8 protein-coding genes are annotated in these 13,995 nt (G+C 53.8%); all 8 read right to left on the bottom strand.

The genetic code is table 11. The features are described 5' to 3' along the window. Positions 1–23 precede the first annotated feature (23 nt). The 8 genes from F4Y64_10965 to F4Y64_11000 are packed head-to-tail and all read right to left on the bottom strand — an operon-like array spanning position 24 to position 13,995. Positions 24–794, bottom strand: a complete 771-nt coding sequence (locus F4Y64_10965; GenBank protein MXX98119.1) for an ABC transporter ATP-binding protein — start codon at positions 792–794, stop codon at positions 24–26. A gap of 18 nt (positions 795–812) precedes the next feature. Next, entirely contained in the window at positions 813–1,574 is a 762-nt protein-coding gene (locus F4Y64_10970) for an ABC transporter permease (GenBank protein MXX98120.1), read from the bottom strand. Next, complete coding sequence (locus F4Y64_10975; GenBank protein MXX98121.1) at positions 1,574–6,475, bottom strand: hypothetical protein; 4,902 nt, start codon at positions 6,473–6,475, stop codon at positions 1,574–1,576. Before F4Y64_10975 ends, F4Y64_10970 begins: the two co-directional genes overlap by 1 nt. Further along, positions 6,384–8,582 (bottom strand): BamA/TamA family outer membrane protein, encoded by a 2,199-nt coding sequence (locus tag F4Y64_10980; protein MXX98122.1) that lies wholly within the window; start codon positions 8,580–8,582, stop codon positions 6,384–6,386. Before F4Y64_10980 ends, F4Y64_10975 begins: the two co-directional genes overlap by 92 nt. Before the next feature lie 5 nt (positions 8,583–8,587). Further along, on the bottom strand, positions 8,588–9,862 hold the full coding sequence (clpX, locus tag F4Y64_10985; protein MXX98123.1) for an ATP-dependent Clp protease ATP-binding subunit ClpX: 1,275 nt from the start codon (positions 9,860–9,862) through the stop codon (positions 8,588–8,590). Further along, positions 9,855–11,294 carry a sulfatase gene (locus tag F4Y64_10990; protein ID MXX98124.1) on the bottom strand — a complete coding sequence of 480 codons (1,440 nt, stop codon included), beginning with the start codon at positions 11,292–11,294 and terminating at the stop codon, positions 9,855–9,857. The genes clpX and F4Y64_10990 overlap by 8 nt, the downstream gene beginning before the upstream one ends. After that, a complete protein-coding gene (locus F4Y64_10995; protein MXX98125.1) occupies positions 11,291–12,112 on the bottom strand; it encodes a hypothetical protein in 822 nt (273 codons plus the stop codon). The genes F4Y64_10990 and F4Y64_10995 overlap by 4 nt, the downstream gene beginning before the upstream one ends. A gap of 50 nt (positions 12,113–12,162) precedes the next feature. Then, the gene (locus F4Y64_11000) at positions 12,163–13,995 is read right to left on the bottom strand and encodes a hypothetical protein (protein MXX98126.1); all 1,833 of its coding nucleotides are present in this window, start codon (positions 13,993–13,995) and stop codon (positions 12,163–12,165) included.

The raw sequence follows: 13,995 nt of genomic DNA on the forward strand, positions 1-13,995 counted from the left end.
GCAACTCATGAATCCTGTATCCATCATCCGAAAAATTCACGCAATTGTGGGTGCTGGCTTGCACGCAATTCATCAAGTGTGCCTTCGGCCAGCGTTTTTCCCTGGTAGAGAAACGCAGCATGATCTGCAATGATTTCGGCGCACAAAAGATCATGGGTGATGGCAACAGTGGTAATGCCGCGTTCTGCTTTCAACCGCATGATCAGATTGGATACAGTTCGAACGCTCACAGGATCCAATCCAGTCGTAGGCTCATCACACAACAAGATATCGGGACTTAATATGATCGCACGGGCAAGTGCAATCCGCTTTTTTTGTCCACCTGACAGTTCGGCAGGATACTGCGTGGCTGCATGCGGAAGGTTGACCCACGCGATGGCCTCCTGGATCTGTTCGGTACGCTCCGAGACGGACATCGTACTATGCCGACGCAGTACAAAATCTAGGTTCTCTGCCACCGTCATCGAATCGAACAGTGCTCCTCCCTGGAATAAGTATCCGATCCGGAGCCGCAGTGCGTTGAGACTGGACTGGTCCAATTGATCCACCTGATGTCCCTGAACCCATACTTCTCCCGAATCTGGTTCCATCAACCCAACCATATGCTTTAGCAAGACACTCTTTCCCGTACCGGATCCTCCCATAACTGCGAATGTGCTGCCCCGCCGAATGCAAACCGACACGCCCCGCAAAATTTTGCGTTCTCCAAATGCCTTATGAAGATTCTTGATCTCGATCTCGTATCCGTCCGAAAATTTCGAGATGTTTCCAGATTGATCGACGGTATGCTTCATAGTCAGGTCCCTGGCCTATCAGCCTCCAAAAAGAATCAGTGAAAGACGGACCATCATGACATCCGCTAAAAGAACAAGCAGTGACCCGATTACGACTGCACGCATTGCAGCCTGCCCTACTTCGCGTGTCCCGCCTCGAACATGATATCCCGAATAACAACCAACGATGGAGACTAAAAACCCAAAGACACTAGTTTTCGCGGTTGAGAAAAGCACATCCGACATACGAAGACTCGAAAAAGCCTGATCAATAAACAGGCGATAATCCAGATCGCTTGACAAGAGCGACTCTGCATATCCACCTAAAAGCGCGACAATATCACAGGCAATGGTCAAAAGCGGAAACATCACCACACATGCAAGAACACGGGTAATGACAAGATATTTGAAGGGTTGTAAGGCAGAGACCTCCAACGCGTCAATCTGCTCCGTGACACGCATGGACCCCAGTTCTGCAGCGATTCCCGCCCCCAATCGCCCGGCCAGCACCAACGAGGTAATGACCGGACCAATCTCTTTGACCACCGACAGTGCCAACATACTCGGCAGTACCGCTTCCGCACCGAACCGTGCGAGGGTGCCGCGACTTTGCATGGACAACACAATCCCGATAGAGCAGCCTGTGACCAAAACGAGAACGAGGCTTTTCGATCCGGTCTCATCCATTTGCCGGATCAGCTCCCGTCCCTCAAACGGACGCTGAAACAGCTGCCGGAACACCATCCCGGAAAAGGTTGCAATTGCGCCCACTTCTGCAAGTATTTTCTTCACTTCACGCATCACCAGGTATACTGATACAACAAGCTAAGCCCCATCGCTCCCGCCTCCCCACGCATACGGGCGACAAGCCATGGGTATAGTGCATATTCAATTACCAATTCCCTGTTGGTTTCAACGGAGCTATTGGAGGCGGTCGGTTCCTCTGTGATCGGCCATTTGACAGAAGCAAACAGTTTGCGAGACACATACTTCCCGGCTGTGAGCGTCACTGCGCCTCCCGTTTCCGGGTTGATCTGCACCACATCCAATCCGAGCCCTGCTCCCGCTGCTCCCGCAATCAGACTGGATAACTGCTGAAGCGCGAGATCACTGCCACTCTGAAGTGCTCCCCCTCCACCCAGCTGAAATGCATCCGCCGCCGGTCGCCCCGTTGCCATGTAAGAGATCATATCTGCACGGTCAAGCTGCACCGGCTCGCTCCGCAACTCCAGCGCCAGCGACTCCGGCTCCTGTAAGAGTCCAGATGCATCCAGCAGGATCGTCACCGGCGTATCCTGCCCACTCCGGCTTGGAATATCCAGTGCTGCCTGAAGATCGAAGAATGGGTTGGTGGCAGCGCCTGCAAATGTCACCCGACCTTGCCGGATATCAAAGCGCCGCCCAAACTGTCGCAAATAACTGAGTTCAGGCACAATACTTACGGTTCCATGAAGCTCCTGATCCGCGTATGGCTCTTTACTCAAGGCGACCGACCCACTCAGTAATACAGTCATTTCGGGGTTCTGTAAACTGTGTAATCGCACGGTCCCGGGAATACCAACCGATAAATCCATTGCCAGTGCGTCTACGAGTGAATAGGTCGTGGTATCCCACGCACTCGCCCGGATGTTAAAATACTGCTCCAGCATTTGAAGATCCGTTTCGGTAAAATTAATCATCCCGCCTTCTAGTGTCACTGGCACATCCTGAGGCCGAATGACGGCGCTGGTCATCTCAATATGCCCCGTCAGATCCGGGCTCCGCACCGTTCTTCGCAACGCCACCGAGCCGCTGACATCCGCCACATAAGGAGCGGTATTCACTACCCGGAAGTCCTCCAGATTCATGGCTAAGTCCACCCCTCCCCGATTGGACACTCCCAGCGTCACATGCCCCCTTCCTTCCGCAGTACCGCGACCACTGAAGGCATACAGGTTTTCGACATATATAGTATCCTGTCGCAGCACTGCATCCAACTGAACCTCCGATGGAGAAATCCCGAGTTGTGGCAACCGGACAAACCCCTGCGTTAGATCAAGCTCCCCACGAAGATTGGGCGAACTCAATGAGCCTGTGACCCCAATTTCTGCCGTCAATTTTCCTCTCAGATTGCTGATTTCGTCCTGTGGCAAAAAGGGACTGACCCATGCAAGATTAAACTTGTCTGCCTGTAATGTCAGGGAGGCATCGGGAAAAGAAATTTCATCGTCCTTTTTTAACCTCAGATCAAGTGGCAGAAGGCCTGACACAGAGAGCGTACTCTCATCGACGTGAACAAATCCCGCTTCTATATCCAGTCCACTCTCCTGGTAGTCAATCCGGGCAGCTACGCTCCCAACCTGCTCAGTCTCTGACTCCACCATCAGATTCACCGAGCCTGTCAACTGCGGCGCGGTTGCAGGCCCATGAAAGAATAGGTCTGCATTTGCAATTCCTCCAAGACCTGGTAATCCCAGGATATCGGTAAACGGAGCGAGTTGAACATTATAGAGGTTCAGTCCCAATCGCTGCTCCCCGTCCGGATTCAGGATGCCATCCAGGGTAATCTCCTGGTCCTGACTTCCCAGGACGAAGTAGCGAACTCTGATCCCGTCATCAGCCAAAATTTCTGTCGGCACTCCAAGATGCCACTCCGCTTCATCCAGGTATAGATCTAGTTGGCGAAGCGTTCCCTGCCTGGCGGCTAGATCCGCCTCCCCTTCCAGGCGTAGAGATCGGCGATCATCAACTTCCAACCGTGCCTCATATTGAATCTTGCCCTGCTGCTCTTCAAGCCGCAGCCATGTCCGCCGGGCAGAGACTGTTGGGATGGACAGCCTCTCCAAAACCACTTCCGCTCTGCTGAGCCGAGGCTTCAAATCATCCAAGGTCCCTTCTGCGTAACCCGATGCCTGAAACAGACGCATTGTCCGCCAAGTCAGAGGATCGGTCGTGACCCCGGCCGCCCACCGCAGTGAGTCATCCCGGTAGGCCAACTCTCCCCACAAGGTATCCGTCCCGCCACCGGTAACCGGCTGCGCTCCGGTCCACGCTGAAAGTAACGCTGGATTCGTGATTGCTCCATCGAATCTCAGTGAATCAGACGATTCTCCAAAGAGAGAAATACCCCCCTGTGCACGGAGTTGGCCGGCATTGCTAGACAGATCGAACTCGCTTAACTGCAACACTCCATCGTCTAGAGTCCCTGCCACTCTGAACCGATCCAACTGCACGTCACCAATTCTCGTGCTGTCGGCTTCGACCTGTGCACGATGGACGGTCATGGTTCGGGGGTTTGTCCCTTTCATGTCCACATCAAGGGATCCAGTGAGCTGCATATCTGCGAAACCGAGATCACTCAGAGATAGATTTCGGAGGGATCCCCGGGCTCGAAGTTCGCGGTCCAGCCCAAAACGTACCTGCTCCATTCGCACATATCCCTGATCAAGTGTGGCAGCACCAGAGGCCACAACCGAATCACCATGTGCTTTTATGTGCAGCTGCGCATCCGTAATTTCCAGTGCATTGACAGCCGAGGAGTCCAGGGAGAGAGCAGCATACCCCCCTTCGCCCCACTGTAGACTGTCAACACGCCCCGTGAGCAGGGTGGAGAAGGAATCCAGGCCAGCAAGGGCCCCCACATCAACCTGCTGGAATGCACCTCGTGAAAGATTTACAGTCGGCTGAGTTGCAAATGGATCTACACTTGCCCGCGCCTGAAATCCTCCCGATCCGATCGTGAAACGACTATCAATGATTGCCTCCTGATCCGACATCTCCAGGGAAATCACCCCGTCACTGATCGTTTCATGATTCATTGTGGAAGGCACTACATGCAGCTGCCCGCTGGCATTTTGCAGCCCCCTGCCGGAAAGCTGCAACTGGGCATTGAGCTCTGTCTCAATACCGATCCCCAAATCCCGTAAATCCAGGCCCTCAATCTGTCCACGCTCCAGGACCCATTCGGGGGAACTGGCACCAAAATATGCCGCGCCCCCCAGTATGACACTACCTGATGGGAACGCAATACGCCCACGTACATCGAGATCCTGTCCCCACAGGAGCAGCTCTGCGTGAGCTTGTGTGACGGGAACCTGATTCCATGAAGACGGCTGTACCTCTATCTGGACCGTGATGCTGTCCGGGGGCCAGTTGGTGGTTGACTCCACGGTAAGGCTGATCTGGCTGCTCATATTTTGCCGATTCATCAGGGCACCAACATCCAATGCATCAACCTCAAGCCTTCCCGTGAGCCCGGACTCCTGACGACCCGCTTCCAATGCGATCCGGGTTGAGTCCCCTCGTAGGATTCCTGCAAGCTGGAGGATTTCATCCCCTGAATACAGACGCAACTCCCCGCCAGTTACCCCCAGCGTTCCCAACTGCCCCGGCAGTAATTCCATATATCCCTTCAGGGAATCTTCCCATGCCACCCTAAAATTGCCGCTGAGGGCACTTTTATGCTGTGGATCAAGCACCTGTGTATTGAGATCCCTGAACTGACCGGTAAGCTGTCCCGATCCCGAAGAAGGGCGGACCGTTGCCGCCAATCCCAGTGAGCCTCGAGCAAGCCTCGAATCCAGTTGAACCTGCATGATCCCCTCTTCCATGTCCCCGCTCATGCTCGCCGACTCGATGGGGATGCCTGCAAGAACTCCCGTTCCCAGATTGCCTTCAATTCTGCCGTTGAGCGAATCCCAGGACACCCCATCCACATGACCACGAAGGGATCCGGTCAATTCACCGGCCAGATCTGCAAACAGGTATCTCAGATTAAAATTCTCGAACCCCAACGTATCCAAATGCACCGATGGCGTACCAATCTGTGTACTCCCACGTACCTTCAGCGCAGCCCCATTCTCCGATTCTCCATTCAGTGCCAAATGCAGTGAATCCTCCTCACCTTCAAGCTCTAGTTCCACTACAAGATCCTCCTCTATGTTTGGCAGGAGGATGTCCAATACATCCGCAGAAAGTGGAGCAGCAACGACATCCAGGCTCGTTTGCCGTCCTATAGAACCATGGGCACGGATGATGGAGGTTGGACCGCGCAATAGCAGCGTGTCCAACTGGAACAGCCCCTGATTCAACTGTAATCTGGAGACGGCAGACAATTGCAAGACCGCCCGCTGCCAGGAAAGATCACCACACAGAGTATCGAGCCGGATTACTGCCGGGGATAGACTACCCCGAAGCTGAATTCCGGCAATCTCGAGCATCTGATCTGCAAAATGGAAGCTGCCTCCCTTTATGTGAAGAGACTCAATCCAGAGAAAATCAACCGGTTCAGAATTCCCCTCCTCCTCTGTGTCTGCGATCGGTTTGGATGGACGGCTACCTAAGTGGAATACGGGAGTCGTCAGCTCCATATGACGAAAATAGAGGCGGCCAGTAAGCAGATGCCCCGGTGAAAGTTTAACCTGTGCAGTGTCCACCTGCATCCAGTGACCTCCAACGCTCCCCTCAATGCCTCGCACTTCCAGTGAGTGCATCCAGAATCCATGCATTGACTCGAACGTGAATTCCGTCTCACTGGCATGCAATACCCAGCGCGCCAACAGGCTCAAACACCATGGGGTCTGTGCAAACCCAAGTGTTAGCACAACCCCAAGTATCACAAGCCAGCGATTCTTAAAATGCCTGCCCGATACTGAAGTGGACATTAAAACGGTACCATGTATTCCTGCTGTTATCCTGGGACCCACTGGCGGCTGCCAGCGCATCTTCAGAGGACTGCAGATCAAGCGGATCAGGGTTTAGTTTGACTGCAACATCCAGACGAACAAACCCGATCGGCGTATCATATCGTAACCCTAAACCCGCCCCCACTTTGAACTGGCGGAGTGTAATCCGCCCGGTATCCCTGAATCCGCACTGAACCGGGACGTTGCGTGTTTGGTTGGGATCTTCAAAAAACGGCCCCACACAATTCTCTGCATGCTCGGAAGAAACCGCCCCTGCATCTGCAAACGCTGCTCCATACCACGGCCCGCTCAACCGAAATCGAATCTCCGCACTGGCGACCAAACGAGCCAACCCTCCAATCGGCTCATATACACCACCCTCTAGGGAGGCCTCTCCACTACGGTCTTGTGTGCGGATTGCCTTGGGACCTGCCAGTCCTGTGCTCCATCCTCGCACATCATCCGCCCCGCCAATATAAAATCTCAGAGGATCAAAGCGATCTTCGGTGGGCTGCAAAAACTGTGTGTCAATGACCTGAGGCCCTTCGGAACCGTACAGTGTCCTGGACCTAGTCCCACCCGCCCAGACCCGCCCTGCCTTGAGTCGCCCGCTAAAATTGACATCTCTGGAGAGGGGCCAATAAGCGGCTACCTGTAATTGCATCTTCAGATAATTGACCCCAAATGGGCGGGCACCAAGCCATGATTCAATTCTTCCACCCTGCTCAATAAGGGGCTGAAAGATCACTCCACGAGTGGGACGCAGTAAGTTATCCGTCCAACCCAGCGTCCCACCGAGCCGCAGAACACTCTTGTCATATGCATCTGTTGAGGTATTGTCCGTGAAGTTTTTTGTACGGCTAAGGCTGTAGCGCAAACTCAGTACCCGGGTCTGCTCCAAGCCATAAATGAATGTCGTCGATGCTCCGACCTCGCGCCGATTAAAGCCAAAAACCTCCGATGATGCTTCGGCAAGCGGGTCCCGCTCATACTGAATGAACGGTTCCAAAATTCCCCGTAACTGACTGAATCCAAGGTGGGGCTGCGTCAACACAACCGCCCCGCGTGCGGATCGTCCTGCTAACGCACCAATCCCCGCACTGGCCAGTAGACCGGTCTGAATTTGAGCTGTAAGTGTCAACGTTCTTGCACCATCTAAAAAGTTGCGGTGCGTCCAGCGTCCTTCCCCGGTGACTCCCTGACGCTGGTGATATCCCGTTTCTGCAGATAAATGGCGGGGCCGTGCGCGCTCCAAGTTGATCCGCACCTCTACGGTGCTGTCCTGTACCTGGGGTGGGGTTTCCACCTGTACCACACTGAAAAGCCCTAGCGCAAAAAGTGCCCGCTGCCCCTCAATCAAATCCCGCTGAGAGAATACATCTCCCGGCTCAAAGGGCAGTGATCTCAAAATGACGCGTCGATCAACAGCAGGGGCTCCTTCAACCTCAATTTCGTCAATAAAGCCACGGGACCCGATATCCACCTGGAAACTGATATCTGCAGCATTGACTCTGGAATAAATATGGACGGACGAGGTCAGTGTAGCAAACGCATACCCTCCGTCCCTGAACCAGCTGAGCACTTTGTCCTCTATCTGTACCAGTTCAAAATGGGTAAACACATCCCCGACCTCAAAACTGGTACGATCCCGAAAATCAATCCACGCTTCGCGCAGTTCCGCATCCAGACTCGATGCCAAAAATCTCGACCCTGCATAAAACCCTACATCCTGAATGATCACGGGAGGTCCCTGCGTAATCTCAAAGCGGATTACGGCAGTGTTGGACGCTCGATCCAAGGTGGATTTAGCATAGCCTACATATGTATGAGGGTAGCCGGCCTCCTGGAATGCCTGACGAAGCCGAACCACATCTCTCTGCAACTCAATCGGGTTCAGAGTATAGTCCTCCTGCTTCGTTCTGCCCAGTAATCTCTGCAGCCGATACCGGCGGGGGATCGCACGAATCGCAGTCAATTGACGAAGTTCTGAAACGCTGAACCTTGGCGGATAGCGATCTGCATCCGTATAGCTGAACTCTATGCGCCGCACGGATGTGCTATCATTCACGCCCAAGAGGTCTGACTGTGCCAGGACCGTTGGCGCGGACATGATCCCAAGCAGGGCGAGTCCAAGCAGCCCCTTCATGCAACTCAGGCTGAAGCCTTGCGCTTTTCGTAAATCGGCGGTTTCCCCAATGAGATGGTCTCCTCCGTGATTGAACAGACCCCAACATCCTTTACACTATGGATCTCGAACATAATATCCAACATAGACTGTTCGAGTACGCTGCGCAGTCCCCTTGCACCGGTTCCCATTGCGCGTGCACGCTCCACAATACTGCGTAATGCAGACTCGTCAAAAACCAAATCTACCCCATCAAATGCAAACAGCTTCTGGTACTGCTGGATCACAGCGTTTTGGGGTTCGGTGAGGATCCGCATCATTTCGTCGTCCGAGAGTGGTTTCAGGGCAGCAGTTAGCGGCAAGCGCCCAATGAGCTCAGGGATCAATCCATAATGAACCAGATCTTCCGGCTCCACGAACTGCAATACCGTGGTATCCGAGTCGTCATGAAGTCGCTTAGGATTGGATGCAAACCCAATCTGATTTACATTGAGTCGGCGGGCAACGATTTCTGACAGCCCCTCGAATGCACCGCCGCAGATAAAGAGGATCCCACTCGTGTTGATATTCACCAGACTTTGTTCTGGATGCTTGCGCCCTCCTTTGGGAGGTACACCTGCGACGGTTCCCTCCAGTACCTTCAGTAACGCCTGTTGCACGCCTTCCCCCGATACATCTCGTGTGATGGAGGCGTTATGACTTTTGCGGGCGATTTTGTCAATCTCGTCAATAAATATGATCCCCCGCTCTGCATCCTCGACCTCAAATTCTGCCGCACATAACAGATTCGATAAAATCGTTTCCACATCTTCGCCAACATAGCCAGCTTCTGTCAGGGTTGTGGCATCACTGATCGAAAATGGCACGTCCAGGATCCGAGCAAGGGTACGTGCAAGCAGCGTCTTGCCGGTACCACTTGCTCCCAGAAGAAGGATGTTTGATTTTTCGATCTCGACATCTTTGAAATCAGTCACAAACTGCTCCGAGTCCACCCGTTTGTAGTGATTATACACGGCAACTGCCAGAGATTTTTTGGCATATTCCTGCCCAATCACGTACTTGTCCAGCTCCGCCTTGATCTGTTTCGGCAGTGGCAGGCTCCGGGGGCCCTTTTTCTTACGAGGGGAGGAGCGTTTCACTCTTGGCGTCGGCTTTTCTGTATCATTCAGAATGATCTGGGCATCTGCCACACATTGATCGCAAATAAATACATCCTGACCTGCGACAAGGGAATTCACTTCATCGCTCGTACGGTTGCAGAATGAGCATGTGAGTCGCTCGTTATTTCCTTTATCACTCATCAGTCTGTTCTCCGTTTAGGTTGTCTGGATTGGGGGTTGGCAGGCGTGCATTCACCTGATCCAACCATGTATCCAGCGATATAGAGAGTTCATTACGTATCTCTGGTTGATTAGACGCATGATTTTCCGATTCGGACACATCTGCAGCCAGATCATACAGTTCTTCCCTGTCATCTTCGTAGAATCGGATGAGCTTCCAGTTTCCACGTCGTACCGCGCTTGAGGGACTTCCCCCCTGGTTACCATAGTGTGGATAATGCCAATAGAGATCCCGCTCCGGTGCGCGCCTTTCAATCAGGAGTGGTAACAGGCTGACTCCATCGGTAAAGTCCGGCTCTGGCAACCTTGCGATCTGCAATAATGTCGGCATAAAGTCTGGACTGGTTACCGGCGTATCTTCCACCCGTCCCCCTTTCAGGAGTGCAGGCCAGCGCATGAGCAGTGGCTCCCGGATCCCTCCCTCATACATCCATCCTTTTCCGGCCCTCAGTGGCAGGTTGCTGGTTGGATGTCCTTCCGAGGTGGAGAGTCCTCCATTATCTGAAGTGAAAATTACCACGGTATTGCGCGCAAGATCCAATTCATCTAGTGCAGCAAGTACCATGCCGACAGCTTGATCCATCGCCTCGACCATTGCGGCGTACACCGCATGGTTTTGTGTCAGGCGTACTTGACGATCCCCCTCGGTGCCCCACATGGACGGCAGTGCGGGTTTCGCCTCGTATTTCTCCTGCAGATCTGGCCGTGCCATGAGCGGGGTATGAACCGAATAGAACGATAGAAACGCCATGAACGGCTGATCCTGGTTTTCCCCAATGAACCGGACCGTCTCTGCCGCCAGTCTGGCAGGCAGATGCTCTCCCTCGGGGCCATCCTCCAGTCGCGGATTATCATAGGGTACAAAATAATTTCCTCGCCCGTAGGGTCCGCCCGCCTCCCAGCCGCCACGGTTGACTTCAAATCCATGATCTTCAGGGTAAGAGCCTTCCCCGCCCAGATGCCATTTTCCTGCCCAGAATGTCCTGTATCCTGCAGCCGAGAGTGCTTCTGCAACCGTAACCTCATTATGCGGAAGCTGTGGTTCATACCTGGCGGGCAGCAATGGCTTATTGCGTGTCCAGTGTCTGGAGACTCCATCGGGTTGCGGAGCTCCAAAATAATCTGTCGTTGCCATCCGTGAGGGATACAGCCCGGTCATTATACTCGCACGGGTGGGACTGCAGACCGGAGCCGCCGCGTATCCTTGGGTAAATCGCACCCCCTCATCTGCCAGACGATCAATATTCGGGGTCTCATAAAACGTATCTGGATTGTAGGCACCGACATCCATGTATCCTAGATCGTCTGCCAGAATGAAAACGAAATTTACCGGCTCAGTTACGCGACAGCCGACGAAGATCGCAAGGAATGCAAGGGCTCCAAAGAATCTCATAGTCCCAATAAAGAGTTCAGCAAATCGCGGTTATACTTGTCTTGTAAACGACGCTCCCGATACAGATACCTGGCCATCTCACACACGCGCGTGGTATAATACGCATTGAATCCGCCCCCGGCAACGATCGCAGCCAATGGGATCACCTGCGCCAGTTTTAGTTTGATTAGACGCATCCCAAGCACCCGCGCTGTGCCGCGCAACGTAACCCCGACTGCAGTCTGCTCAATGGCAGTACGCGTATGCCGCTCAGCAAGTGCCTGTGCATGTCTACCTTCTTTTTCTTCCGCCTGCGTAGCCATAGTCAATACATTCAACGCGTACTCGCGTTCTTCCGGCAAACTGATATCGTATCCGCAGCATAATGCAATCTGCCCCGTGGCGCGGAGATTGAGCGCAACCAGAGCTACAATATCCGCCGCCAGCCCAGCTACTCCTGCAAGACCTGCAGCTGCGCCATGGGCCGCCGTTAAGCTCTGGTAGCGCAGATCCAGACCACTGAGTACGTCATCTACTGCTTTCAGATCCAGACCCCCAATATCCGAAAATTCGCGGATATTGTAGCCCTTTGCCTGAAATGCTGCCAGTGTAGCCGATTGTGAGGTAGTATCCTGAGCAATCTCATTGGTGCACGTGACAAGACCAGCCACCACATGTTCTAGCGTCCATTCGACACCTGGAATCCGGAGGGCCTGTTTTGACAGTGCTTTCAGCGGTCGATTGACCCATTGCACTTTCCGGCGCAGCCACGACGGCTCTTCATGCCGCCAGGCATGAATTTCCCGCAGTACACGTTCTTCGTACGGACTGGGTTTCATCGTAGCTTGACCCGATTACAATGCTTATACGGGATTACTACCGATTGTTGTTAATTCTTGATCGGCCAGTATACCCCGAAACGCAGCTGCCCTGCTGGCAGCGGATAATCTGCAACCAACTCATTCCCGGCCATCAACCCTGTTCCACTGGTCACATTCTCATAGAGTACATATACGGTTGCCGCGCGAATGCCTCCCTCCACCACCAGATCAAGGGTATAGGATGCTGGAATGGGGGAGCGTTCCTCGGACGGGATGACCAGTAGTCCGGTGGGAGCGTGTAGGGTGCGGCTCGTCATTGCACTCCATGACCGTCCGCGTAGAGAAACGTCTATTCGCAGATCCCCGGTAAAAAGAACCGCACGAAATCCCAGCTGTCCTGACAATGCCCAGTCCGGAAGGATGCGTTTTGCATTGTCACTGATTCGTCCGGTCTCGGTAAACCCAGCGTTCACGGCAGCATAGACTCCACGATCCGGCTGCGCTGCAAGATCCAGACGGATCCCGGCTCCGAGCGCCGTATACGTATCTTGGACGACCTGTACGGAATCAACAGTGATCTCCTTATAGTCCGGTATATCCTGGGCACCGGACACAAACCCATAGGGCATGAGGGTGAGCCGCCCTATACTTAAACCGATTCCCGTATGAGCCTGCAGTACACGCCCTGCTCCAGTCCCCTTATTGACCAGATAGTCCCCCCATCCGGGCATCACGGCAGGCCCCGCACTATAGCTGACCTCCACATAGGGATCAAGAACAGATATGGATGCGCCCCATTGCAGGCGACCCCGGGGGGACCAGTCTCCCGTTTGATTCCGCAGACCTGCCTGCGCGAGTAAATAGCCGGATTGCAGTTGAAGAGAATCCCCGAGTTGAAATTCAATCAACGAAGCCTGATGCCCCTCCGGCAGGGCACTCCCCGCAGGGATCCGCTGCGTAAATGCATCAACTCGCACACGCAACCGGTTCCGATCGAACTTGAAATCTCTCAGGAGGGATCCCCCAAACCGCCGGGCTGATGCCCCTACACCGGCATAGTGACCGGATTGGGTCGTCAGGTACATTGAGGCCGTTAGGATCTGCGTCTTGAATGTGGCCAGTACATCATTCCGCACAGTTCTCCTTGTCTGTCTTTCACCGATAACCCCGGCGATCAGACGATTATATCGTGTATCCTCTGCGCCCAATACACCGCTGTGAGCACCCAAGCGGCGCTGGTTATGCAGATACAGGAGTTCCAAGGACCATGCGATTTGTTGGTAACGCGTTCTGAGAAGAAGCTGTCGCTGCCGCTGCAAGCGACTTCCGGGATAATCTCCTGCATCCGAAGCACCTCCGTAAGCAAATAATCCTTGCAGGCGACCCGGCTGATCAAACAGGCGACTCCTCTGCTGTGCGTGCAGTGCAGTCACTCTCTGCAATTTATGGCTTCCCGCCTGATAGTGTAGCTGGGTATGCGGTTGGGACGTATCTACCGTTCGGAGTTCTGTTTGGATTCCTGTTATCCCGCCCGGTAAACCGGGACTTACTTCCGCCGATCTGAGGAGCGCTGTGGGGAGTAAATCATAGCGACTACGGCCTGTCAGCAGGTCATCAAAGGGAATCGCCCCGAAATAAAGCTGAACCGACTGTGGGCTGAGTCCGTGAATACTCCAGGCAGCCGGCCACGCAAATGTATTAAAGTCATACACAAAGCTACCTGGAATTTGTGTGAGTGAGGATGTGATGTCGTGATTCACCGTCAATATTGCACGGTTGAGCGAGTCCTCCGCGGCACGAAATGACATAAATGAACGTACGGTGTCCGCCTGAATCTGGGCGTGCACGACTGGTGCACTCAAGCCCACCAGGCAAAGCAGGACCGCACGAAACGAAAGCAT

It is taken from the genome of Rhodothermaceae bacterium (genome assembly GCA_009838195.1).
GTDB lineage: Bacteria > Bacteroidota > Rhodothermia > Rhodothermales > Bin80 > Bin80.

Excerpts from the sequence above, each read along its gene's own strand:
- F4Y64_10995 (MXX98125.1), bottom strand. The coding sequence starts at position 12,112 with ATGAAACCCAGTCCGTACGAAGAACGTGTACTGCGGGAAATTCATGCC.
- F4Y64_10990 (MXX98124.1), bottom strand. The coding sequence starts at position 11,294 with ATGAGATTCTTTGGAGCCCTTGCATTCCTTGCGATCTTCGTCGGCTGT.
- F4Y64_10980 (MXX98122.1), bottom strand. The coding sequence starts at position 8,582 with ATGAAGGGGCTGCTTGGACTCGCCCTGCTTGGGATCATGTCCGCGCCA.
- F4Y64_10970 (MXX98120.1), bottom strand. The coding sequence starts at position 1,574 with ATGCGTGAAGTGAAGAAAATACTTGCAGAAGTGGGCGCAATTGCAACC.
- clpX (MXX98123.1), bottom strand. The coding sequence starts at position 9,862 with ATGAGTGATAAAGGAAATAACGAGCGACTCACATGCTCATTCTGCAAC.
- F4Y64_11000 (MXX98126.1), bottom strand. The coding sequence starts at position 13,995 with ATGCTTTCGTTTCGTGCGGTCCTGCTTTGCCTGGTGGGCTTGAGTGCA.
- F4Y64_10965 (MXX98119.1), bottom strand. The coding sequence starts at position 794 with ATGAAGCATACCGTCGATCAATCTGGAAACATCTCGAAATTTTCGGAC.
- F4Y64_10975 (MXX98121.1), bottom strand. The coding sequence starts at position 6,475 with ATGCGCTGGCAGCCGCCAGTGGGTCCCAGGATAACAGCAGGAATACAT.